Genomic DNA, 22074 nt, shown 5'->3' with positions numbered 1-22074 from the left:
ATGGGTTTTTTTGTTTTCTGCGCTGGGCGGTGACGGATACGCCCCTCCCAGCCGCCATGACACCATGGCTGCCAGTTGTCAGAGCGTCAGAAAGACTCCCAGTCCTCTTCCGATCCCTGGGCCACCGCGGGCTTGCGGCTGGCGGGTGCGGCAGATACCTTGGCAACAGCGGCCGCTGCAGCCGGAGCCTTGGCCACCGCAGCGGGCGTGCCGTGGAGTGCCTTCGCACCAGAACCCGGTGCAGGCCGTGCGGGTGCCGAGGGGACAGCGGTAGCGGCGGGTGCCTGTGGCCGCTGGGCAGCCGTAGCGCGCGCCGCACCAATGGCCGCCTGCGCGGGCCCATAGCTGGCGGCATTCACCTTGAACATGGACACCTCGCGCGCAAGGTGGTCTGCCTGCTCACGCAGGCTCTGGGCGGCGGCGGCGCTTTCTTCCACCAGCGCCGCATTCTGCTGCGTCATCTGGTCGAGGTTGCTGATCGCCTTGTTGACCTGCGACACCCCCGCACTCTGTTCGGACGATGCTGCGGTGATCTCGCCAATCATGTCGGTCACGCGCTGCACCGACTGCACGATGTCGGTCATGGTGGTGCCCGCGTCCGACACCAGGCGCGAGCCCGTCTCCACCTTCTCGACCGATGCACTGATGAGCAACTTGATCTCCTTGGCGGCCTCGGCGCTGCGCTGGGCAAGGCTGCGCACCTCGCTGGCCACCACCGCGAAACCCCGGCCCTGCTCACCCGCGCGGGCAGCTTCCACAGCGGCGTTCAGCGCGAGGATGTTCGTCTGAAACGCTATGCCATCAATCACGCCAATGATGTCCGCGATCTTCTTGCTGCTGTGGTTGATGTCCTCCATCGTGGCCACCACCTGGTTCACCACCTCGCCGCCCCGGCGCGCCACGCCCGTGGCGCCCGCCGCCAGGCTGCTGGCCTGCTGCGCACTGCCTGCGCTTTGCTGGATGGTGCTGGTGAACTGCTCCATGGCGGCCGCCGTCTCCTGCAGGTTGCTGGAGGTCTGCTCGGTGCGGGCCGACAGGTCGTGGTTGCCCGTAGCGATCTCGGCGCTGGCGATGGCGATGCTGTCGGTGCTCTGGCGCACCTGGTGCACCATGCGACCTAAGGCGCTGCTCATGGCATAAAGCGAACGCAGCAGGTCGCCAAACTCGTCGCCCCGGGTCACGGATTCCTGCATGCTCAGGTCGCCCCCCGCAATGCGTTCGGCCAGCCCGTTGGCCTGCTCCAAGGGCCGCTGGATGCTGCCGATCAGGTAGTAGGCACCCACAATGATGGCCAGCAGCAGCAGGCCTACGGCCACGGCAGCAATCTTGACCGTCAGCATGCGCTCTGCCGCCATCTGCTTCTGAACGGCCTCGGCGCCTTGCTGCTGCTGCTGAACGAACTCACGCAGCGTGGTGGTGTAGGCCGCCACCGAAGGGTTGTACTTCTGGGTGATCAACGTCACAGCCTGTTCTTGCTGCCCATCGCTCTTGAGTTTGCGGGCCTCGCCGCGCAGGTCGATCATGGTCTTGCGCGCAGCGGCGATCTTGGCCATCTGCTGCTTGTCGGCCTCTGACAGGGCCATGGATTCCAGCGACTTTTGCACTTCGCTGATCTGCGCCGATGTGGCCGTGATCACATCCTTGAACTCGGCTTCGACGGCCGGGTCGCTGCTGACGATCAGGGCCTGGGTTCTGGCGGCATTGGTCTCGGTAAGACCCGACCAGCGCAATGCCGCCTGCACGCGCGACTCCATGTCTTTGCTCACCGCATCAGCATGGGCCTGTACCTTGGCAGACCGGTAGGCCGCAAAGCCCACCACCGCCACCAGCATGACCACAATCAAAATCACCGCCAGCCAGAGCTTGTGAGCCATCCGAAGATGCTTGGGCATGGTTGCCTCCTGAAGCGTTGTGTTTGTGTACAGATGTTGCACGCTTTTTCACGATTGCACAAACTCCGGCACTGCACATCAGGGTCTGCCCTGCCTGCATGGGTCCCACCACACCTCCCGGGGCGGGCATCATCGCGCCGCCAGGGTTCGGCCACGGGGTTTCAGCAAGTCGTGTCGCTCGGGCAAATGCCCCATTCGCATGCCATCTGTACGCCCATCGTCGACAAAAGCGCGGTGCCAGCGGCCCCTGTCGCCCGCTGCAACACCCTGAAAAAAAACTGGCGACAGGTGCTAACTCGCAGGCCCGGGGTGCCGGGTGCATGAGCGGGCTGTCAGGCTGCGGAGCCGAGGAAGGCCTCAAAACGCGCCAGTTCCTCGCCCAGCGCGCGCCGGAACCCCGCGTCGCGTGGTGGGCGCCCGGCCACAAAACCCAGAGCATGCTGCAGCCGACCACGCTCCACGCGCAGGTTGGCCCAGCCCACCATCTGTTCGCCCCACAGCACCGGCAACGCATAGTGGCCCATGGTGCGCTTGGGCGCCGGTACATACGCCTCGAACCGGTACGCCCAGCCCCACAGCATCTCGAAGCGGCGTCGGTCCCACACCACGGGATCGAACGGTGCCAATAGCCGCACGCCGTTATCCGGCTGGTGGCGGCGCGATGCCGGACTTTCAGCGACAGGCCAAAACCAGGTGGTTCCATCGACCACCGCATGGCCGTAGCGTGACGGTGCGGCCTTGGCCACCGCGCGCGCCTCGGCAGCCAGCTGCGGTGCGCCATAGCGCAGCAGCGTGACCAGGTAACCCAGGCTGGGGGCAGGCAACGGGGCATACAGCGCCACGATGCGATCCACCAGGGCTTCGGCGCGGGCCAAACGTGCAGCGGGGCTGATGTCCTGCTCGGGATGCGCAACGGGTGCATACACCCGAGTGCCCGACTCGCGGCGGCACACCCGCAACCAGCCGTGGTGGTGCATCGCATCCAGCAGGCGTGTGCTGGCATTGAGCTCGCCGCCCCAGTAGCCCGCCACGCGGCCATGGTGCGCAAACGCTTCGCTCACTTCGCGCGGGTGCACCATGCCCCGCTCCTGCACAAACGCCAGCACCTCAAGCGCACGTTCGGTAGTGGCGGCGTCCCACGGCCTGCGCGGCGTGCGCGGGTGCAGCAGCGCCAGCATCTCGCGGGACACAAAGCCGTAGTTAACGAAGGCGTCTTCTTCAATACCTAAGCGCTCGTAGCGGCGTTCCAGGTCACCCGCGCGGTAGTCGCGCACCCGCAGACGCAAAATCAGGTCCTGCGCCCGCGCGGGTGCTCGCATCGGGTCAGCCTGCACAAACCCCAGCTTGCGGATTGCGCCGGGCAGCGTCAGCGGTTTGAACAGGCTGCGCGCAATCGCGTAGCGGCGCAGCTCATCCAGCGTGGGTGAGCGCGACGCCACAGTCTTACTCCACGCGCGTCACTGCGTTGGGCTTGAAGCCCAGGTCCGCCGCCTTGCCCTTGCGGCCTCGCGCGGCGCGGGCGTTGTTCAGGCTGCGGATCTCCAGCGTCTCGTCGCGCTGCTTGCCACCCCGGCCAATGCCATCCAGGCGAATGCTGCGTGTGTACGCCGCCGCGCCCGCCAGCGAGTCCTTGTCTTCCAGGTCAATCAGCATCAGCCCGCGACCGCCGTTGACCATGGTTTTCAGCTCGGCGATCTCGAACGTGAGGATGCGTCCGCCCGTGGAGGCGCAGGCCACATGCGTGGCAGGCAGCACGGGCTTGCTGCCCGTGGTGCCCGCAGCATGCGAAGGCACACACACCGTCTCGCCCTCGCCCAACGTGAGGAAGGCCTTGCCGCCCTTCTGGCGCGAGACCATGTTCTCCACCGCCGCCAGAAAGCCGTAGCCACCGGAGTTGGACAGCAGCAGCGTGGCGTTGGCGGGCCCTGCAAAGTAGTGCAGCAGCTGCGTGCCGGCTTCCAGCTCGATGAGCGTGGTCACCGGCTGGCCGTCACCGCGTGCGCCGGGCAGCAATGACACCGCCACCGAGTACACGCGGCCATTGCTGCCAAAGGCCAGCAAGGTATCGACCGTGCGGCATTCAAACGTGCCATACAGGCCATCGCCCGCCTTGAAGGCAAAACTGGCAGCCTCGTGGCCATGGCCGGTGCGAGCGCGCACCCAGCCTTTTTGCGAGACGATCACCGTGACGGGCTCGTCCACCACCTTCACTTCGGCCACAGCCTTTTTCTCGGCCTGGATCAGCGTGCGGCGCGCATCGGCAAAGGTCTTGGCATCGGCTTCGATCTCCTTGACCATGGTACGGCGCAGCGAGCCGGGGTTGTTCAGAATGTCTTCGAGCTTGCCCTGGCTTTCGCGCAGTTCTTTCAGTTCCTGCTCGATCTTGATGGCTTCGAGCCGCGCAAGCTGGCGCAGGCGAATTTCAAGGATGTCTTCGGCCTGTCGATCGCTGAGGTTGAAGCGCGCAATCAGCGCGGCCTTGGGCTCCTCGGCCGCACGGATGATGGCGATCACCTCGTCGATGTTGAGCAGCACGGTCTGCCGCCCTTCGAGGATGTGGATGCGCTCTAGCACCTTGTTCAGGCGGTGCTGGCTGCGGCGCGTGATCGTTGTCTGGCGGAAGGCGATCCACTCTTCCAGCATCACCCGCAGCGACTTTTGCACCGGCTTGCCGTCGAGCCCCACCATCGTCAGGTTGATCGGGGCCGAGGTCTCCAGGCTGGTGTGCGCCAGCAGCGCGGTGATCAGCTCCTGCTGCGGGGTCTTGCCCGTCTTGGGCTCGAACACCAGGCGCACGGGCGCGTCTTTGCTCGACTCGTCGCGCACGACATCGAGCACAGCCAGGATGCTGGCCTTGAGCTGCGTCTGGTCCTGGCTCAGAGCCTTCTTGCCGGCCTTGACTTTGGGGTTGGTGATTTCCTCGATCTCTTCGAGCACGCGCTGCGTGCTCACGCCCGGTGGCAGCTCGTTCACCACCAGTTGCCACTGGCCACGCGCCAGTTCCTCGATCTTCCAGCGCGCGCGCACCTTGAGGCTGCCCCGGCCGCTGCGGTAGGCATCGGCAATGTCACCGGGGCTGCTGATGATCTGGCCACCGCCGGGGTAGTCGGGCCCGGGCACGATGGCCAGTAGCTCGTCCTGGCTCAGCGAAGGTGTCTTGATGAGTGCAATGCAGGCGTCGGCGATCTCGCGCAGGTTGTGGCTGGGGATCTCGGTGGCCAGGCCCACAGCGATGCCGCTGGCGCCGTTGAGCAGCGCAAACGGCAGGCGCGCGGGCAGCTGGCGCGGCTCCTCGGTGCTGCCGTCGTAGTTGGGCATGAAATCCACGGTGCCTTCGTCGATCTCGTCGAGCAGCAGGCTGGTGATGCGCGACAGGCGCGCCTCGGTGTAGCGCATGGCAGCGGCGCCATCGCCATCGCGGCTGCCGAAGTTGCCCTGGCCGTCGATCAGCGGGTAGCGCTGGGCAAAGTCCTGCGCCATGCGCACCAGCGCGTCGTAGGCCGACTGGTCACCATGCGGGTGGAAGCGGCCCAGCACATCGCCCACCACGCGGGCGCTCTTGACCGGCTTGGCGGCAGTATTGCGCGTGGGGCCGCTGTAGCCCAGGCCCATGCGGTCCATCGAATACAGGATGCGCCTCTGCACGGGCTTGAGGCCGTCGCACACATCGGGCAACGCGCGGCCCTTGACGACCGACAGTGCGTATTCAAGGTAGGCGCGCTGGGCATAGCCTGCCAGGCCCAGGGAGTCGCCCCCGTCATCGCCTGCGGTGGTGAAATCCAAAGTCGGTTGGTCGCTCATTCGTTAACTACAGGTTCTTGATTCAGGTTCTGGTCGCGTGTCTGCGCGACGCGGGTGGGCGGCAAGTTGCCCCTGTTGGTGGCACCGCCCGAGAGCTCCATGCGTACGCGGCCAGGCGCTGCACGCTGTGCCAGCACGGGTGCCGGGGGCTTGAGCTGGGCATACAGGCCCAGCACGGTGCGCACATAGCTCTGCGTTTCCTTGTACGCGGGGATTTGGTTGCCCGCGCGCTGTACCGCACCTTCACCGGCGTTGTAGGCCGCCACGGCCAGGTCCATGCGGCCGGGGAACAGGTCCAGCAGGTGGCGCAGGTAACGGGTGCCAGTGGGCACATTCACCGCCGGGTCGGCCAGTTTTTGTTCCACCGTGCGCTTGGCGTCGCTGCTCACGCCAAAGCGGTTGGCGGTGGCGGGCATCACCTGCATCAGGCCCACGGCGCCCTTGGGCGACACGGCGGTGGCGTCAAAGCCGGACTCGGTCGCGATCACGGCCTGCAGCAGCTCGTAGTCCACACCGTGTTTGGCGGACGCAGCGCGCAGGTGGTGTTTGACGCGTTTGTAGTCGGGGGCGATGTCAAAAAAGGCCAGCAGGCGCGCGCCCGCTGCGGGCAGCGCGTAGGGCATGGGCGACGCATTGGCAGGCGCGTCGCGGGTGGAGTCAAAGTCGTTGCCGCGAAAAAACAGCTGGTAGCGCGCATCGACCTGCTCGGCCGCAAAGTGCGTCACGCCACGCTCGTCCACATGCGCCCACAGGTCCGCATGGGCCATTTGCTGCACAAAACATAGCAGCAAACCCAATACAGACAAGCGCAGGGCACTGTTTTTATTCATATTTTGATCACAAACACCGGGCGGAGCGCGTCGATGCGGTCAGATATCGATCTCGACCGCATCGCCATGCAACTCCATCAGCTCACGGCGCGCGGCGGCTTCGCCCTTGCCCATGAGCTTGGTGATGAGGCCTTCGGTGGCGGCAAAGTCCATGTCGCCCAGTTGCACGGGCAGCAGGCGGCGGGTGTCGGGGTTGAGCGTGGTTTCCCACAGCTGCTCGGCGTTCATCTCGCCCAGGCCCTTGAAGCGGCTGATCTGGCACTTCTCTTTGGGCACGCCGTCCTTGGCGCACTTGTCGAGGATGGCCGTCAGTTCGCCATCGTCCAGCGCATACATCTTGGCGGCGGGCTTCTTGCCGCGCGCGGGTACATCCACGCGGAACAGCGGCGGGCGCGCCACGTAGATGTGACCGGTTTCGATGAGCTTGGGGAAGTGGCGGAAGAAAAGCGTGAGCAGCAGCACCTGGATGTGCGAGCCATCCACGTCGGCGTCGCTCAAGATGCAAACCTTGCCGTAGCGCAGGCCGCTCAAATCCGGAGTGTCGTTGGGGCCATGCGGATCCACGCCGATGGCCACCGAGATGTCGTGGATTTCGTTGTTGGCAAACAGGCGGTCGCGCTCCACCTCCCAGGTGTTGAGCACCTTGCCGCGCAGCGGCAGGATGGCCTGGCTTTCCTTGTCGCGGCCCATCTTGGCGCTGCCCCCGGCCGAGTCGCCCTCGACCAGGAAGACTTCGTTGTGGGCGATGTCCTTGCTTTCGCAGTCGGTGAGCTTGCCGGGCAACACGGCCACGCCCGAGCCCTTGCGTTTTTCGACCTTCTGGCCCGCCTTCTGGCGCGTCTGCGCGGCCTTGATGGCCAGCTCGGCAAGCTTCTTGCCGTATTCCACATGCTGGTTGAGCCAGAGTTCGAGCGCGGGGCGCACAAAGCCGCTGACCAGCCGCACCGCGTCGCGCGAGTTCAGGCGCTCCTTGATCTGGCCCTGGAACTGCGGGTCGAGCACCTTGGCACTGAGCACATAGCTGGCGCGCGCAAACACGTCCTCGGGCAGCAGCTTCACACCCTTGGGTAGCAGGCTGTGCAGCTCGATGAAGCTCTTGACTGCATTGAACAGGCCGTCGCGCAGACCGCTCTCGTGCGTGCCGCCCGCGCTCGTGGGAATCAGGTTGACGTAGCTCTCGCGCACGGGCTGGCCGTCTTCGGTGAAGGCAACACACCAGGATGCGCCCTCGCCTTCGGCAAAACTTTCGTTGTTGCGGTCGGCAAAACCCTCGCCTTCAAACAGCGGGATCACCGGGTCGCCGTTGAGCGTCTGCATGAGGTAGTCGCGCAGGCCGCCCTTGTACTGCCAGGTTTGCGTGTCGCGGGTTTTCTCGTTCACCAGCTGCACCGTCACGCCGGGCATGAGCACCGCCTTGCTGCGCAGCAGGTGGGTGAGCTCGCCCATGGGCAGCACGCTCGACTCGAAATATTTGGCATCGGGCCATACGCGCACCGACGTGCCCTGCTTGCGCTCGCCCGCCTCCAGCGGTCGGGCCACCAGGGGTTCGATCACGTCACCGGCCGAGAACACCAGGCGTGCCGCCTTGCCTTCGCGGTAGCTCGTTGCCTCCAGCCGTGTGGCCAAAGCGTTGGTCACACTCACGCCCACGCCGTGCAGGCCGCCCGAGAAGCTGTAGGCCCCGCCCTTGCCCTTGTCGAACTTGCCACCCGCGTGCAGCCGGGTGAACACCAGTTCGATCACCGGGGCGTTTTCCTCGGGGTGCATGCCAAACGGAATGCCCCGGCCGTCGTCCTCCACGCTGACCGAGCCGTCGGCATGCAGCGTGACGCGGATCTTCTTGCCGTGCCCGGCCAGCGCCTCGTCGGCCGCGTTGTCCAGCACCTCCTGAACGATGTGCAGGGGGTTGTCGGTGCGGGTGTACATGCCCGGGCGTTGCTTGACGGGCTCCAGGCCCTTGAGCACGCGGATCGAGCCTTCGGAATATTCGCTGGCGGATGCAGAAGACGGTTTGGCAGACATGGGGCGGATTGTAGTGCGGCAACGCAGCAATAGCTGGATATAAAACCAGCCCCACCTTCGCCCCTGCTACCAACTGTATTGGTCCCCGGTGTATCAGCACGTTTCACGCAATCTGGCTACATTCCTGCGCATGCATACGAATCCTCCCAAACTGTCCATGTTCCAGGTGCTGGCCTGCGGCGCGGCCATCGTGACCCTGTCGATGGGCATCCGCCACGGCTTCGGGCTCTGGCTCTTGCCCATCACCCAGGAGATGGGCTGGACGCGCCAGTCGTTCGCACTGGCAATTGCCATCCAGAACCTGTCCTGGGGCCTGATCGGCATTTTTGCGGGCATGGTGGCCGACCGGTTTGGCGCGTTCCGCGTGCTGATGGGCGGTGCCGTGCTGTACGGCCTGGGCCTGGCGGGCATGGCACTGTCGCCCACGCCCACGCTGTTTGCGCTGACGGCGGGCGTGCTGATTGGCGCGGCCCAGGCAGGCACCACCTATGCCGTGATCTACGGTGTGCTGGGGCGCCAGATTGCACCCGAACGCCGGTCCTGGGCCATGGGTGTGGCTGCTGCGGCAGGCTCGTTCGGCCAGTTCCTCATGGTGCCGGTGGAAGGCTGGCTGATTGCCGGACTGGGTTGGCAGCAGGCGCTGCTGGCGCTGTCCTTGATGGTGCTGCTCATCGTGCCGCTGGCCTTTGGGCTGCGCGAGCCCAACTTCGCGGGAGCGGCCCCGGTCAAGCGCGAGCAGACGATCCTGCAAGCGCTGGGCGAGGCGTTCCGCTACCCCAGTTTCAACCTGTTGATGGCGGGCTACTTCGTCTGTGGATTCCAGGTGGTGTTCATCGGCGTGCACATGCCCAGCTACCTCAAGGACCACGGCCTGTCGCCCCAGGTGGCCAGCTATGCACTGGCGCTGATTGGCCTGTTCAATGTGCTGGGCACCTATGTGGCCGGCACGCTGGGCCAGCGCATACCCAAGCGGTTCATCCTGGCTTTTATCTACTTTGCGCGGGCTGCGGCGATCAGCGTGTTCTTGCTGGTGCCGCTGTCGCCGCTGTCGGTGTATGTGTTCTCGGCGGTGATGGGCACGCTGTGGCTGTCTACCATCCCGCCCACCAACGCCACCATCGCGCAAATCTTTGGCGTGCAGCATCTGTCGATGCTGGGCGGCTTCGTGTTCTTCAGCCACCAGATCGGCAGCTTCCTGGGCGTGTGGCTGGGGGGCTATCTGTATGACGCGACGGGCAGCTACGATATCGTCTGGTACATCGCCATCGGCCTGGGTATTTTTGCCGGGCTGGTAAACCTGCCGGTCCGGGAAAGCCCCATCCAGCGCGGCGCAGCCCAACCTGCCTGACCATCCCCTGCAAAGAACTTCTTCATGCCCACCGTCAGCGCATCCACCACCCCGCCCGGCAGCAGCGTGCCACGGGTATGGCGCTGGCTTGGCTGGATCACGGCGGTGGTGCTGTGCCTGGCGGTGTTTGGCATGTACACGGTGCCGGACTTCATGGTGATGCTGGCCGACCAGATGTGGGCGTGCTTCTGAGCCCGCGCCTTCCTCTTTCAAGTTTTTTGGCCGCTAGCGCTTGATGGACAAGCGCTGATAGCTATTTTTTCAATAGCACATGCACGGTAACGAAGCTCCCTCCGACTGGGTCCGCCGCTGGTCCCACCTGATTGCGCCGGGCAGCACGGTGCTCGACGTGGCTTGCGGCGCCGGGCGCCACCTGCGCTGGCTGCGCGGCCTGGGGCACTCCGTGGTGGGGGTGGACCGCTCTGCCGAGGCTCTGGCCGCTTGCGAGGGTCTGGGTGAACTGGTACTGGCCGACATCGAGAGCGGCCCATGGCCCTTTGCAGGCCGCCAGTTTGGTGCCGTGGTGGTCACCAACTACCTGTGGCGGCCCCTGCTGGCCACCCTGGTGGAAAGCGTGGCCCCAGGCGGTGTGCTGATCTACGAGACCTTTGCACACGGCAACGAAACTGTGGGCCGCCCGGCCCGGCCGGAATTCCTGCTGCAGCCCGGAGAACTGCTGACCGCCTGCACGGGGCTGCGCACGCTGGCCTATGAAGACGGCTTCCAAAAAAAACCCGACCGTTTCGTGCAACGCATCACGGCCATGCGGGAACTCCCGCCGCCTGGGGGACCCTCACGACATCTTCTGCCCATGTGGGCTAGTTAGAATGCTCTTTTACCGTTTACCACTGCGGACATGACCTCTTCCTCCGTCGCTCTCACCGGCAGCATCGTCGCCCTCGTCACTCCCATGCACGAGGACGGTAGCGTGGACTACCCGGCCCTGCGCAAACTGATCGACTGGCACATTGCCGAAGGCACCGACTGCATCGGCGTGGTGGGCACCACGGGCGAGTCGCCCACCGTCAACGTCGAAGAACATTGCGAGATCATCCGCGTGGCCGTGGAGCAATCTGCCAAGCGCGTGCCCATCATGGCGGGCTGTGGCGCCAACTCCACCGCCGAAGCCATCGAGCTGGCCAAGTTCGCGCGCGGCGTGGGGGCCGACAGCCAGTTGCAGGTCGTGCCCTACTACAACAAGCCCACGCAAGAGGGCCAGTTCCAGCATTTCAAGGCGATTGCCGAAGCCACGGGCGACCTGCCCATCGTGCTGTACAACGTGCCCGGCCGCTCGGTGGCCGATATGCAACACGACACCGTGCTGCGCCTGACCCAGGTGCCCGGCATCATCGGCATCAAGGAAGCCACCGGCAACATCGAACGCGCCCAGTGGCTCATCCGCGATGTGCCCCAGGGCTTTGGCGTGTATTCGGGCGACGACCCGACCGCTGTGGCGCTGATGCTGTGCGGAGGCCACGGCAACATCAGCGTGACGGCCAACGTCGCCCCGCGCCTGATGCACGAACTGTGTGTGGCTGCCCTGGCGGGCGATGCACGCCGGGCCATGGAAATCCAGTTCAAGCTGATGCCGGTGCACAAGAACCTGTTTGTCGAAGCCAACCCCATCCCGGTCAAGTGGGCCATGGCCCGCATGGGCCTGTGCGGTGGCACGATGCGCCTGCCCATGACGCCGCTGACCACCAGCAACGAGGCTGTGGTCGAATCTGCGCTGCGCACCAGCGGCCTGATCTAATCCGGGCTGCGCCCGCTCCCCGAGACACTCTCCAAGGATTTCCGCGTGAAAGCTGCTACCACCCGCCTGAGCCTGCTGGCCCTTGCCATGGCCCTGTCTGCCTGTGCCGCCCTGGAGGGCGACAAGATCGACTACAAGAGCGCGACCAAAGGCTCGACCCTGGAAGTCCCGCCAGACCTGACCCAGCTGTCGCGTGATTCACGCTACAACGTCCCAGGCGGCGCCGTCTCGGCCGCCGCCATGCAGGCCGGCCAGGCTGCTCAGCCATCGGGCACCGCCAACGCCGCAGCCCTGCAACTGGGCGACGTGCGCATCGAGCGCGACGGCAACCAGCGCTGGCTGGTGGTCAACCGCCCGGCCGACAAGCTCTGGGAACCCGTGCGCGACTTCTGGCAGGAAAGCGGCTTCAACCTGGCGCAGGCAGACGCCAACGTGGGCATCATGGAAACCGACTGGGCCGAAAACCGTGCCAAGCTGCCGCAGGATTTCATCCGCTCGACCCTGGGCAAGCTGCTCGACTCGCTGTACTCCACCGGTGAACGCGACAAGTTCCGCACGCGCCTGGAGCGCAACGCCAATGGCGGCACCGAGATCTACATCACCCACCGCGGCATGATTGAGGTCTACGGCAACGTTTCCAAAGACAGCACCGTGTGGCAACCCCGCCCTTCCGACCCGGAACTCGAAACCGAATTCCTGCGCCGCCTGATGGTCAAGCTGGGCGTGAGCCAAGAGCAGTCCAAGGCAGTGGCTGCAGCCCCCGCCCCACGCGCTCAGTCGGCCCGCATGGCCACGGTAGACAACAAACCCGTGGTCCAGCTTGACGAGGGTTTTGACCGCGCCTGGCGCCGCATCGGCCTGGCCCTGGACCGCACTGGCTTCACGGTGGAAGACCGCAATCGCAATGAAGGCACCTACTTTGTGCGCTATGTGGCGCCCAATGCCGAGAAGAAGGAGCCAGGGTTCTTCGGCAAACTCTTCAGCTCGTCCAACGCCACACCTCCACTCAAGTACCGCATTCTGGTGCGCAGCCAAGGGGAGTCCACCACGGTATCGGTGCTCAACGAAGCCGGCGTCCCCGAATCGTCCGCCAATGCCGAGCGCATCGTCCGCGTGATTGCCGACGATCTGAAATAAGCGACGAACCGCGCGCCTCTTCGCTCCCCCTGCCTGGGCCCGGGGCCCAGGCTACAGAGGTGCTGCGCGGCAAGCGCCTTCAACCACGACATGCTGCGTTTCAAGAACCTGGGTAGCGGCAGCACGGGCAATGCCACGGTGGTGGAAGGCAGCAGCGGCACACAGGTACGCCGCCTGCTGATCGATTGCGGATTCGGCATCCGGCAACTGCAGACCCGCCTGGCGCAAGCGCAGTTGCAGATCGAAGACCTGGATGCCGTCTTCATCACCCACGAACACTCGGACCACATCGGCTGTGCACTGGCCGTGGCCGTGCGCTACCGCATCCCGGTATGGATGAGCCAGGGCACCTACGCCGCCCTCGGAGCCCCCGACTTTGATGGCATGCTGCGCATCGCACACGACATGGAGGCTCTGGACCTCGGCACCTTCAGCGCCCTGCCCTTCACGGTGCCCCACGATGCGCGAGAGCCGCTGCAGCTGCGCTGCTCGGACGGCGCATTCCACCTGGGCGTGCTCACCGACCTGGGCCACGCCAGCGACCATGTTCTGCAGCAACTTCAAGGCTGCCATGCGTTGATGATTGAAGCCAACCACGACCCCGCAATGCTCGAAGCATCCCGGTATCCGACCTTCTTGAAACGCCGCGTCGGGGGACCGTATGGGCACTTGGCCAATTTTGCGGCAGCCGACATCCTGCGTGCCGTGCGGCACCCTGGCCTGCAGCGTGTGGTGGCCGCCCACCTGAGCGCACAGAACAATGCACCCAGCCTCGCTCAACAGGCGCTAGGCCTTGCACTGGAGTGGTCCGCCGAGGAAATCACCGTCGCCAGCCCAACGGTGGGAACGCCCTGGCTTGCAGTTGCAGGATGAAGTGACTCCCGTAACGCCGCCAACGCCCCCCCGGGGAAGGAAAGCGCCTCCCAAAAGAAAAAACCCCGACCTTGCGGTGCGGGGCTCTCGGTCGACAGCAGGTTTTGCAACCCGCTACGGCCTGCAGCGAATTACTTGGCTGCGGAAGCGCCAGTAGCAGCGGTGGCAGCAGCGTCAGCGGCAGCCTTGGCAGCATCAGCAGCAGGTGCAGCAGCAGCCGAGGCAGCGTCGGAAGCGGCAGGAGCGGCTTCAGAAGCGGCAGGAGCTGGTGCGGGTGCTGGAGCTGGGGCTTCCACGGCAGCTGGTGCTGGAGCAGGAGCGGGCTCTTCCTTCTTGCCACAAGCGGCGAGTGCAGCAGCGGCGATCAGGGCGGCCAGAACGAGAGAGTTCTTCATTTCGATTTTCCTAGTTGGACAGACAGAATCTTGAAAAGCCACGGCGTCAGGCTTTTTGGAAGCCCCGGTACGCTTTGGCACAATGCGCTTGGCTTGCACCTTTTCGGCGCAGCCGCTGATTATATTGGTATTTAGTCAATACAGACTAACACTGACGAAACCTTTACGCCCAATTGACAAGGCGCAAAGCGCGCATTTTGCTCATAACCCCAGCGTCGATGCGGGGAAACCGGGCGTGCTTTTGCTGCGCACCCACTCGTTGAGCGTCTCGCGCAGCAGCACACGGCGATCTGGTTCAAAGCCTGCAACCCCCACGCACCGCTCCGGGTCCAGCCGTTGCATCACCCAGTGCGGGGACCACAATGCACTGGGAATATCCAGGGGATCAGCCGCCGGGCTGCGACGGCAATTGATGATGTGGTCCCAGGTGCCCCGCCAACGCACAAAACGCGCGTGCCGACGGATCACATCATCGTAGCTGCACGCCAGCATGGTGAAACGCCGACTTCCATGGGCCCAATCCTGCAAGGCCTCCACCACACTGCGTTCGCCCAGGGGCCAGTCATGGAAATTCGCATCGCTGATCACAATTTCCTTCCAGCCATCCCGGGCGGCTGTGGCAATCGCGTCGCGCACCATTTGCTGAAACGCTTCACGGCTGCTGAAACGACCCACCGGGAGATCGGGCCGCGAATCGGCGGAACTGGCAGAAATCTCGGTCATGGCGGTGTCTCCTGGAGTGCTTCGATCTATCCAGCCCAGACGTGGGCCCAGCCCGCATCACACCAGGACGACAGCAGCTCCAGCGCGTCGTCACTGGCGCGCGCAAGCTCACGGGCGGTCAGCTGACGTTCATCAGCCAGGCGGCGCATTAGCGTTGCGTCGCGGCCTGCTGCACGGTAGCTCTCGCCATTGATGAACACATGGTGCGTGTCGTACATCATGCGGCTGCGGCGGTCCAGGCGCACCCCTTCCAGCATCACGCCTGTATCGCCGGGTTCAAACCACACATTCGGCTTGGGCTCAGTCAGATACTCCCCCAGTGCGCGCTCCAAAACAAGGGGCTGCGCCAGTGCGCGGCTCAAAGCATCCCGCGCGAAGTCCTGCAAACCCGCCGGAATGGCCGCAGGTTGAGACACAGCTTCCTGCTGGGCATCGCGGTACAGGAGGGGCTTGTCTTGATCCGCAGCATCCTCGGCCAGGCGCACCAACAATTCCTGGCCCAGTTCGGCGCGGGACGGCACCTTAAAGCCGATCGAATAAGTCATGCATTCGCCCTCGGCTATGCCATCGTGGGCATAACGCGGCGGCAGGTACAGCATGTCGCCCGGCTCCAGCAGGTACTCCTCTTCAGGCTCGAACTGCGCCAGCACTTTGAGGGGAATACCTTCGCGCAGCGTGAGATCCTTCTGGCGGCCAATGCGCCAACGCCGCGTTCCGTGGGCCTGCAACAGAAAGACGTCGTAACTGTCGAAATGCGGGCCCACACCACCGCCGTCGGACGCATAACTGATCATGAGGTCATCAAGCCGCGCCTCCGGCACAAACCGGAACTGCTGCATCAGCGCATGCACGGCGTCGTTGTGCAGGTCCACGCCCTGCACCAGCAAAGTCCAATCGGGCTGCTGGAGCGCAGGCAGGGCACGCCTTTGAAAGGGTCCATGGCGTAGCTTCCACGCCCCTTTGGCCAGTTGCACGAGGCGGGACTCCACGCCCTCCTGGGCGGCCAGCGCGAACAGGTCCGACCGCAACACAGGGGGAGCAAACTGGGGAATGGCCTGGCGCACCAGCAGGGGCTTCTTCTGCCAATGGCGGCGCATGAACTGGGCGGGGGTCAGGCCACCGAGCAGGGTAAGAGGTTGCTGGATATCCATGGGAACTGGTCTGCCCCTTTGCGGAGCCGTTGGTCAAACTGCGACAATTCTCCTATGGAAATTACCCAACAATGTGTGGTCGCACTGACCTGGACACTGAAAGACACCCTTGGCGAAGAACTGGATGTGCTCGACGATCCCGTAGAGTTTCTGGTGGGCGGCGACGACCTTCTACCCCGCATCGAAGAAGCCCTCCAAGGCCACGGCCCCGGTGCCACGCTGGCGTTGCACCTGGAGCCCGAAGATGCGTTTGGTGACTTCAACGACCAACTGCTGTTCCTGGAGCCACGCGATCTTTTTCCGGCAGAGATCGAAGAGGGAATGACGTTTGACGGCGCCGCGCTGCCCGAGGGCTGCAATCCCGATGCCCCCCGCACGGGGCTCTACACGGTCACGGAGATCTATCCGGAGCATGTGGTCCTGGACGGCAATCACCCGCTGGCGGGAATTGCACTGCGCTTGCAGTTGACCGTACAGGCCGTGCGGGAAGCCACCGAAGAGGAAATTGGCCGGGGCAGCGCCGGCACAGGCTTTTTTCGGGTACAGCCGCAGGCGCCTGGCAGTAACCTGCTCCACTGAGCTAGGCGAAAGGAAGGCCCTGAACGGTTTTCAGAGCCTAGCCAAGCCCGAATGGTCGATTAAAGGCGTGAAATCTGGCCGTTGTACAGGCGTACACGGTCGCCAATGCGCAGATCGCCGGGGCTGCTTACGTCGTAGACGCGGTAGCCGCCGTGATCGAGTTGCACCGACAGGCGGTAGCCCTGTACCTCCTGGCTGTTGTTGCGACCTTCAATGGCATTGCCTGCTACTGCGCCTCCAACAATGCCCACGCCGGTTGCGGCGGCACGACCGGAGCCCTTGCCGATCTGGTTGCCCAGAACACCACCGACGACAGCGCCGATCACAGCACCAGCCCCGGAGGTCTGGCCTTGCGACCGCCCCTGCAGCACTTCGATATTGGAAACCCGACCGTACTCCGTGCCGGCCGGATTGTTCGGGTAGGCCGGCGCCGTTTGGTAGCCGCCCGAGTAGCCCCCCGAATATTGTGGCGCAGGGGCCGATCGGTTGTGGCCGCAGGCGGCCAACGAGCCCACAAGGACCACGGCGCCAACGATGGCGAAAGAACGGGTAATTTGCAGCATTTTCGTACTCCTAAAGTCAGGGGGTGCACACGGCTTGCAGGGAATCCGGCCTTGGTGCGCATACCTAGATTGGAACAACGCCCCAGCCCCCTGTCCCGTAGACGCAGGGGCTGCGCCTGCGTCAGTAACAAACCCATCCAAAGGTAAGCGGCGTCTTACAACCCCAACCTGCCACGACCCCATTCAGCCCGGTGCTCAGGCCTTCCCGGTTGACCCATAGCCACCCTCGCCCCGCTCCGTCGCTGCAAACTCAGTCACCACATTGAACTGCGCCTGCACCACCGGAACGATCACCAGCTGTGCGAGCCGCTCCATGGGCTCCAGCGTGAATGCGGTGCTGCTGCGGTTCCAGGCGCTCACCATGAGCTGCCCCTGGTAGTCGCTGTCAATCAGGCCCACGAGATTGCCCAGCACGATGCCATGCTTGTGGCCCAGACCCGAGCGCGGCAGGATCAGCGCGGCGTACCCGGGGTCTTTGAGGTAGACGGCAATGCCCGTGGGCACCAGTTGCCAGGCATTCGGCTGCAGGGTGAGCGGAGCATCCAGGCAAGCGCGCAGGTCCAGGCCAGCACTGCCGGGGGTGGCATAGGTGGGCAATTGGTCCGCCATGCGCGGATCCAGAATCTTCACGTCAATCTTCACGGTTATTTCTTCTTTCCAGTTGTGCGCTGCTGGGCCACTTGCCGCAGCCGCTCCTGCAAGGGCTCCACGCCAGACGCGGCCCCGAAGGCTGCGGATGATAGGGCCTTGGGAGCCACGTCAATCAAACGCCCCAACCCCCACCAGGTGGCCGCCATGACCGCGAGCCCCGGCAAAGACCCTTGACTGAACATGAACAGCGCCACCCCGTGCAAGGCAATCAACACCAGCAGCACGGCGCGCACCGCACGCACAACGCCCAGCAAAGGCTTCAGAACCAGAGCGAGATCCGGCGGACCGGACTGGGGCGCCGGGCGCACCCCACCCGCCCCAGCGGGCTTCTGGGCGGTGGTGGAGCCAGGGGCTGGAGCCTGTACACCTCTGGCAGGTGCAGGCGCGGTCAGCCGTTCCACGTAGCGTGCAAAGTCGCCATCGGGCGGCGTATCCCATTCAGGCTTGGTGGCACCAGTCTTCATACGGCCTCCCGGCAAAGGCCTCTAGGAACCCACAGGGGACAACCGCGCCGCAATCTCCCCGATCAGCTGCTGGGCCAGCACCCGCTTGGAAGCCCGGGGCAGCTCGCGGTGCCCTTGGGCGTCCACCAACAGCAGGGCATTGTCATCCTGCCCAAAGGTGGCAGGGCCAATGTTGCCCACCAGCAGCGGCACCCCTTTGCGCGCACGCTTGGCCGTGGCGTGGGCCAGCAGATCATGGCTTTCAGCAGCAAAACCGACGCAAAAGAGATCACCCTCCAGGGCATGCGATGACTTCGCGACCATGGCCAGGATGTCGGGGTTTTCCACGAAACCCAGGGTCGGTGTCTGGCCCGAGCCGTCTTTCTTGATTTTCTGGGAGGACTGGCTGGCGGGCCGCCAGTCCGCCACGGCAGCGGTGGCAACGAACACCGACGCCGCCTGCACATGGCGCTGTACAACCGCCAGCATCTCCTGGGCCGACTGCACATTCACACGCTGCACCCCACGTGGCGTGGGCACATGCACAGGCCCAGCGACCAAAGTGACTTCGGCACCGGCCTCGCGGGCCGCACGGGCAATGGCAAAACCCATCTTTCCGCTCGAGAGGTTGGTGATGCCACGCACGGGATCGATCGCCTCAAAAGTGGGCCCCGCCGTCACCAGCACCTTGCGCCCCGCCAGGACCTTGGGCGCGAAGAAGGCAATCAACTCTTCCAGCAGCTCCACAGGCTCAAGCATGCGGCCATCGCCCGTCTCGCCACAAGCCTGGTCTCCGTTGCCCACACCCAGCACCACCGCGCCATCCTGCGCCACCTGGGCCAGGTTGCGCTGCGTGGCCGGATGGGCCCACATCTCGCGGTTCATGGCCGGAGCCAGCAGCAACGGCACCCGCTGCGCAGGGCGGGCCAGGCACAGCAAGCTGAGCAGCTCATCCGCCCTGCCCTGCACCAGCCGCGCGATGAAATCGGCGCTACATGGCGCTATCAGGATCGCGTCGGCCTCACGGCTCAGGTTGATGTGGGGCATGTTGTTGGGCTCGCGCGCATCCCACTGCGAGCCGTACACCGTGCGGCCAGACAGCGCCTGCATGGTGACCGGCGTGATGAATTGTTCAGCCGCCTCGGTCATCACCACCTGCACGGTGGCCCCCTCCTTGATGAGCTGGCGGCACAGATCAGCCGCCTTGTAGCAAGCCACGCCCCCGCTCAGACCCAGAACAATGTGTTTGCCAACAAGCTCATTCATGGGGCGAATTTAGCAGACGGGGGCGACCCTGCCCGGCGGGGTGTCGCCGGGGTGCCATCTATAATCCCAATTTCCCACCACCAGGAGACCTCTCGTGAGAGGCCCCCTTCAGACATGACCAAATTTGTCTTCGTCACCGGCGGTGTGGTGTCTTCCCTCGGTAAGGGAATCGCCTCAGCCTCCCTTGCCGCGATCCTCGAATCGCGGGGACTCAAAGTCACCCTCATCAAGCTTGACCCCTACATCAACGTAGACCCGGGCACCATGTCGCCGTTCCAGCACGGCGAGGTTTTCGTGACCGACGACGGCGCAGAAACTGACCTGGATCTGGGCCACTACGAGCGTTTCATCGAAACGCGCATGAAGAAAACCAACAACTTCACCACGGGCAAGATTTACCAGTCCGTGCTGGAGAAGGAACGTCGCGGCGACTACCTGGGCAAAACCGTGCAGGTCATTCCGCACGTCACCAACGAAATCCAGGAATTCATCAAGCGCGGCGCCGGCATCGGCACGCCGGATGCCGTGGATGTGGCCATTGTCGAAATCGGCGGCACCGTGGGTGACATCGAATCGCTGCCGTTCCTGGAAGCCGTGCGCCAGATGAGCCTGCGCATGGGCCCGAACAACGCAGCCTTCGTGCACCTGACCTACCTGCCCTGGATCGCTGCAGCGGGGGAGCTGAAAACCAAGCCCACCCAGCACACCGTGCAAAAGCTGCGCGAAATCGGCATCCAGGCCGACGCGCTGCTGTGCCGCGCCGACCGCCGCATCCCTGAAGAAGAGCGCGCCAAGATCTCGCTGTTCACCAACGTGCCCGAGTGGGGCGTGATCAGCATGTGGGACGTGGACACCATCTACAAGGTGCCCCGAATGTTGCACGAACAGGGCCTCGATGGCCTGATCTGCGACAAGCTGCGTCTGAACACCCCACCCACCAGCCTCAAGCGCTGGGACGACCTGGTGTACGAAACCGAACACCCCCAGGGCGAAGTCACCATCGCCATGGTCGGCAAGTATGTGGACCTGTCGGACAGCTACAAGTCCGTCAACGAGGCCCTGCGCCACGCGGGCATGCGCAACCATGTGCGCGTGAAGATCGACCATGTCGATTCCGAGACCATCGACAGCGCCGACGCGGCCGCCAAGCTCGCCAAATACGACGCCATCCTGGTGCCCGGCGGCTTCGGCCAGCGTGGCGTGGAAGGAAAGATCGCCACGGCGCAGTTTGCCCGCGAGCGCAAGGTGCCCTACCTGGGCATCTGCCTGGGCATGCAGGTGGCCACCATCGAATACGCCCGCCATGTGGCAGGCCTGGCCAACGCCAACAGCACCGAGTTCGACCCCACCACGCCCCACCCCGTGATCGCGCTGATCACCGAGTGGAAGGATGCGGACGGCACGATCAAGAAGCGTGACGAGAACTCAGACCTCGGCGGCACCATGCGCCTGGGCGCGCAGAGCTCCGATGTGTCCAAGGACACGCTGGCCCACAGCATCTACGGCGACGTGGTTACCGAGCGCCACCGCCACCGCTACGAAGCCAACGTGAACTACCTGGACCAGCTGCGCAAGGCGGGCCTGGTGATCTCGGCGCTGACCCAGCGTGAAGAACTCACCGAAATCGTGGAGCTGCCGCAAACCGTGCACCCCTGGTTCATCGGCGTGCAGTTCCACCCCGAGTTCAAGTCCACGCCCTGGAACGGCCACCCGCTGTTCAACGCCTTTATCAAGGCCGCAGTGGAACACCAGCAAGCCGCAAAAAAAGCATAAGGGGACTCAAGCATGCAGCTGTGCGGATTCAACGTTGGCCTGGACCAGCGCTTTTTCCTGATCGCGGGCACTTGCTCCATTGAAGGCCTGGAAATGTCGCTCGACGTCGCAGGCCAGCTCAAGGAAGCCTGCGCGCCGCTGGGCATTCCGCTGATCTACAAGGGCTCGTTCGACAAGGCCAACCGCTCCTCCGGCACCAGCAAGCGCGGCGTCGGCATCGACGCTGGCCTCAAGATCCTTGATGAAGTGCGCCGCCAGCTGCAGCTGCCCATCCTGACCGACGTGCACGACACCTCGCACGTGGCCGAGGTGGCCAGCGTGGTGGACGTGCTGCAAACGCCTGCGTTCCTATGCCGCCAGACGGATTTCATCCGCGCGGTGGCGCAAAGCGGCAAGCCGGTGAACATCAAGAAGGGCCAGTTCCTGGCGCCCTGGGACATGAAGAACGTCATCGACAAGGCCCGGGCTGCAGCGGCCGAAGTTGGCCTGTCGGAAGACCGCTTCCTGGCCTGCGAGCGCGGTGTGAGCTTTGGCTACAACAACCTCGTGGCCGACATGACCAGCCTGGCCGTGATGCGCAACTCCGGTGCGCCCGTGGTGTTTGACGTCACCCACTCGGTGCAAAAACCCGGCGGCCTGGGTGCCGTGAGTGGTGGCGCGCGCGACATGGTGCCCGTGCTGGCCCGCGCCGGTGTAGCCGTGGGCGTGGCGGGCCTGTTCATGGAAACCCACCCCCGCCCTGCTGAGGCTTGGTCGGACGGCCCCAACGCCGTGCCGCTCAAGCACATGAAGGCGCTGCTCGAAACCCTGGTGGCACTGGACGACATCACGAAGAAAAGCGGATTTCTCGAAAACAATTTCAACTAACAGGACG

General features: G+C 64.6%; 21 protein-coding genes. 9 read left to right on the top strand and 12 right to left on the bottom strand.

Features of this window, described 5'->3' with window-relative positions; all coding sequences use genetic code 11:
* Window positions 1-86: 86 nt before the first annotated feature.
* The 5 genes from LPA35_RS23975 to LPA35_RS23955 all read right to left on the bottom strand — a co-directional run bounded on the left by LPA35_RS23975 (window position 87) and on the right by LPA35_RS23955 (window position 8545).
* Window positions 87-1892 carry a methyl-accepting chemotaxis protein gene (locus LPA35_RS23975; RefSeq protein ID WP_228899452.1) on the bottom strand — a complete coding sequence of 602 codons (1806 nt, stop codon included), beginning with the start codon at window positions 1890-1892 and terminating at the stop codon, window positions 87-89.
* Between the two features lie 332 nt (window positions 1893-2224).
* The gene (locus tag LPA35_RS23970) at window positions 2225-3331 is read right to left on the bottom strand and encodes a DNA glycosylase AlkZ-like family protein (RefSeq protein ID WP_228899450.1); all 1107 of its coding nucleotides are present in this window, start codon (window positions 3329-3331) and stop codon (window positions 2225-2227) included.
* Window positions 3332-3335: 4 nt separating this feature from the next.
* Window positions 3336-5693, bottom strand: a complete 2358-nt coding sequence (parC, locus tag LPA35_RS23965) for a DNA topoisomerase IV subunit A (RefSeq protein WP_228899447.1) — start codon at window positions 5691-5693, stop codon at window positions 3336-3338.
* On the bottom strand, window positions 5690-6523 hold the full coding sequence (locus tag LPA35_RS23960; protein WP_228899446.1) for a lytic transglycosylase domain-containing protein: 834 nt from the start codon (window positions 6521-6523) through the stop codon (window positions 5690-5692). Before LPA35_RS23960 ends, parC begins: the two co-directional genes overlap by 4 nt.
* A gap of 39 nt (window positions 6524-6562) precedes the next feature.
* On the bottom strand, window positions 6563-8545 hold the full coding sequence (locus tag LPA35_RS23955) for a DNA topoisomerase IV subunit B (RefSeq protein WP_228899445.1): 1983 nt from the start codon (window positions 8543-8545) through the stop codon (window positions 6563-6565).
* A 130-nt stretch (window positions 8546-8675) separates the two neighbouring features.
* On the opposite strand from LPA35_RS23955, the gene LPA35_RS23950 reads away from it, so the two are divergent.
* From LPA35_RS23950 to LPA35_RS23925, 6 genes are all read left to right on the top strand, one after another.
* Entirely contained in the window at window positions 8676-9893 is a 1218-nt protein-coding gene (locus tag LPA35_RS23950) for an MFS transporter (RefSeq protein ID WP_228899437.1), read from the top strand.
* A 24-nt stretch (window positions 9894-9917) separates the two neighbouring features.
* A complete protein-coding gene (locus tag LPA35_RS23945; protein WP_176886539.1) occupies window positions 9918-10085 on the top strand; it encodes a hypothetical protein in 168 nt (55 codons plus the stop codon).
* A gap of 79 nt (window positions 10086-10164) precedes the next feature.
* The gene (locus LPA35_RS23940; protein ID WP_228899434.1) at window positions 10165-10719 is read left to right on the top strand and encodes a bifunctional 2-polyprenyl-6-hydroxyphenol methylase/3-demethylubiquinol 3-O-methyltransferase UbiG; all 555 of its coding nucleotides are present in this window, start codon (window positions 10165-10167) and stop codon (window positions 10717-10719) included.
* Window positions 10720-10749: 30 nt separating this feature from the next.
* The gene (gene dapA, locus LPA35_RS23935) at window positions 10750-11646 is read left to right on the top strand and encodes a 4-hydroxy-tetrahydrodipicolinate synthase (protein WP_121505839.1); all 897 of its coding nucleotides are present in this window, start codon (window positions 10750-10752) and stop codon (window positions 11644-11646) included.
* A 45-nt stretch (window positions 11647-11691) separates the two neighbouring features.
* Window positions 11692-12783 (top strand): outer membrane protein assembly factor BamC, encoded by a 1092-nt coding sequence (gene bamC / locus LPA35_RS23930; protein ID WP_082437569.1) that lies wholly within the window; start codon window positions 11692-11694, stop codon window positions 12781-12783.
* A gap of 90 nt (window positions 12784-12873) precedes the next feature.
* Window positions 12874-13656: an MBL fold metallo-hydrolase gene (locus tag LPA35_RS23925; protein ID WP_228899431.1), complete on the top strand. Its 783-nt coding sequence runs from the start codon at window positions 12874-12876 to the stop codon at window positions 13654-13656.
* 131 nt (window positions 13657-13787) lie between these two features.
* Here the strand turns inward: LPA35_RS23925 and LPA35_RS23920 are convergent, their stop codons facing one another.
* The 3 genes from LPA35_RS23920 to LPA35_RS23910 all read right to left on the bottom strand — a co-directional run bounded on the left by LPA35_RS23920 (window position 13788) and on the right by LPA35_RS23910 (window position 15925).
* Complete coding sequence (locus LPA35_RS23920) at window positions 13788-14051, bottom strand: hypothetical protein (RefSeq protein WP_081474651.1); 264 nt, start codon at window positions 14049-14051, stop codon at window positions 13788-13790.
* Between the two features lie 201 nt (window positions 14052-14252).
* The gene (locus LPA35_RS23915) at window positions 14253-14774 is read right to left on the bottom strand and encodes a hypothetical protein (protein WP_228899427.1); all 522 of its coding nucleotides are present in this window, start codon (window positions 14772-14774) and stop codon (window positions 14253-14255) included.
* A 26-nt stretch (window positions 14775-14800) separates the two neighbouring features.
* Complete coding sequence (locus LPA35_RS23910) at window positions 14801-15925, bottom strand: JmjC domain-containing protein (protein ID WP_228899423.1); 1125 nt, start codon at window positions 15923-15925, stop codon at window positions 14801-14803.
* A gap of 54 nt (window positions 15926-15979) precedes the next feature.
* On the opposite strand from LPA35_RS23910, the gene LPA35_RS23905 reads away from it, so the two are divergent.
* Window positions 15980-16504, top strand: coding sequence for a peptidylprolyl isomerase (locus LPA35_RS23905; RefSeq protein WP_121420676.1), 525 nt, complete (start codon window positions 15980-15982; stop codon window positions 16502-16504).
* 59 nt (window positions 16505-16563) lie between these two features.
* Here LPA35_RS23905 and LPA35_RS23900 read toward each other — a convergent pair whose 3' ends face one another.
* The 4 genes from LPA35_RS23900 to coaBC form a co-directional block, all read right to left on the bottom strand.
* Complete coding sequence (locus LPA35_RS23900) at window positions 16564-17067, bottom strand: glycine zipper 2TM domain-containing protein (protein WP_121505834.1); 504 nt, start codon at window positions 17065-17067, stop codon at window positions 16564-16566.
* Window positions 17068-17262: 195 nt separating this feature from the next.
* Window positions 17263-17709 (bottom strand): dUTP diphosphatase, encoded by a 447-nt coding sequence (gene dut, locus LPA35_RS23895; protein ID WP_121505833.1) that lies wholly within the window; start codon window positions 17707-17709, stop codon window positions 17263-17265.
* Window positions 17710-17711: 2 nt separating this feature from the next.
* Entirely contained in the window at window positions 17712-18182 is a 471-nt protein-coding gene (locus tag LPA35_RS23890; protein WP_228899421.1) for a hypothetical protein, read from the bottom strand.
* Between the two features lie 21 nt (window positions 18183-18203).
* Window positions 18204-19427 (bottom strand): bifunctional phosphopantothenoylcysteine decarboxylase/phosphopantothenate--cysteine ligase CoaBC, encoded by a 1224-nt coding sequence (coaBC, locus tag LPA35_RS23885; RefSeq protein ID WP_228899419.1) that lies wholly within the window; start codon window positions 19425-19427, stop codon window positions 18204-18206.
* A 114-nt stretch (window positions 19428-19541) separates the two neighbouring features.
* Here coaBC and LPA35_RS23880 point away from each other — a divergent pair, with 114 nt between their 5' ends.
* Both LPA35_RS23880 and kdsA read left to right on the top strand, forming a co-directional pair.
* On the top strand, window positions 19542-21200 hold the full coding sequence (locus LPA35_RS23880) for a CTP synthase (RefSeq protein WP_108496941.1): 1659 nt from the start codon (window positions 19542-19544) through the stop codon (window positions 21198-21200).
* Between the two features lie 12 nt (window positions 21201-21212).
* Window positions 21213-22067, top strand: a complete 855-nt coding sequence (gene kdsA, locus LPA35_RS23875; protein ID WP_228899416.1) for a 3-deoxy-8-phosphooctulonate synthase — start codon at window positions 21213-21215, stop codon at window positions 22065-22067.
* The last annotated feature ends 7 nt before the right edge of the window (window positions 22068-22074 follow it).

It is taken from the genome of Acidovorax sp. Leaf73 (assembly GCF_916855635.1).
Taxonomy (GTDB): Bacteria; Pseudomonadota; Gammaproteobacteria; order Burkholderiales; family Burkholderiaceae_C; genus Acidovorax; species Acidovorax facilis.
This window is presented reverse-complemented; position numbering and strand designations above follow the sequence as displayed.

What these genes read in the sequence shown, in the direction of transcription:
- LPA35_RS23960 (WP_228899446.1), bottom strand. Translation starts at nt 6,523, where the DNA reads ATGAATAAAAACAGTGCCCTGCGCTTGTCTGTATTGGGTTTGCTGCTA.
- coaBC (WP_228899419.1), bottom strand. Translation starts at nt 19,427, where the DNA reads ATGAATGAGCTTGTTGGCAAACACATTGTTCTGGGTCTGAGCGGGGGC.
- LPA35_RS23910 (WP_228899423.1), bottom strand. Translation starts at nt 15,925, where the DNA reads ATGGATATCCAGCAACCTCTTACCCTGCTCGGTGGCCTGACCCCCGCC.
- LPA35_RS23940 (WP_228899434.1), top strand. Translation starts at nt 10,165, where the DNA reads ATGCACGGTAACGAAGCTCCCTCCGACTGGGTCCGCCGCTGGTCCCAC.
- LPA35_RS23975 (WP_228899452.1), bottom strand. Translation starts at nt 1,892, where the DNA reads ATGCCCAAGCATCTTCGGATGGCTCACAAGCTCTGGCTGGCGGTGATT.
- LPA35_RS23920 (WP_081474651.1), bottom strand. Translation starts at nt 14,051, where the DNA reads ATGAAGAACTCTCTCGTTCTGGCCGCCCTGATCGCCGCTGCTGCACTC.
- parC (WP_228899447.1), bottom strand. Translation starts at nt 5,693, where the DNA reads ATGAGCGACCAACCGACTTTGGATTTCACCACCGCAGGCGATGACGGG.
- LPA35_RS23955 (WP_228899445.1), bottom strand. Translation starts at nt 8,545, where the DNA reads ATGTCTGCCAAACCGTCTTCTGCATCCGCCAGCGAATATTCCGAAGGC.
- LPA35_RS23950 (WP_228899437.1), top strand. Translation starts at nt 8,676, where the DNA reads ATGCATACGAATCCTCCCAAACTGTCCATGTTCCAGGTGCTGGCCTGC.
- LPA35_RS23890 (WP_228899421.1), bottom strand. Translation starts at nt 18,182, where the DNA reads ATGAAGACTGGTGCCACCAAGCCTGAATGGGATACGCCGCCCGATGGC.
- LPA35_RS23915 (WP_228899427.1), bottom strand. Translation starts at nt 14,774, where the DNA reads ATGACCGAGATTTCTGCCAGTTCCGCCGATTCGCGGCCCGATCTCCCG.
- LPA35_RS23880 (WP_108496941.1), top strand. Translation starts at nt 19,542, where the DNA reads ATGACCAAATTTGTCTTCGTCACCGGCGGTGTGGTGTCTTCCCTCGGT.
- LPA35_RS23900 (WP_121505834.1), bottom strand. Translation starts at nt 17,067, where the DNA reads ATGCTGCAAATTACCCGTTCTTTCGCCATCGTTGGCGCCGTGGTCCTT.
- LPA35_RS23945 (WP_176886539.1), top strand. Translation starts at nt 9,918, where the DNA reads ATGCCCACCGTCAGCGCATCCACCACCCCGCCCGGCAGCAGCGTGCCA.
- LPA35_RS23925 (WP_228899431.1), top strand. Translation starts at nt 12,874, where the DNA reads ATGCTGCGTTTCAAGAACCTGGGTAGCGGCAGCACGGGCAATGCCACG.
- kdsA (WP_228899416.1), top strand. Translation starts at nt 21,213, where the DNA reads ATGCAGCTGTGCGGATTCAACGTTGGCCTGGACCAGCGCTTTTTCCTG.
- LPA35_RS23905 (WP_121420676.1), top strand. Translation starts at nt 15,980, where the DNA reads ATGGAAATTACCCAACAATGTGTGGTCGCACTGACCTGGACACTGAAA.
- dapA (WP_121505839.1), top strand. Translation starts at nt 10,750, where the DNA reads ATGACCTCTTCCTCCGTCGCTCTCACCGGCAGCATCGTCGCCCTCGTC.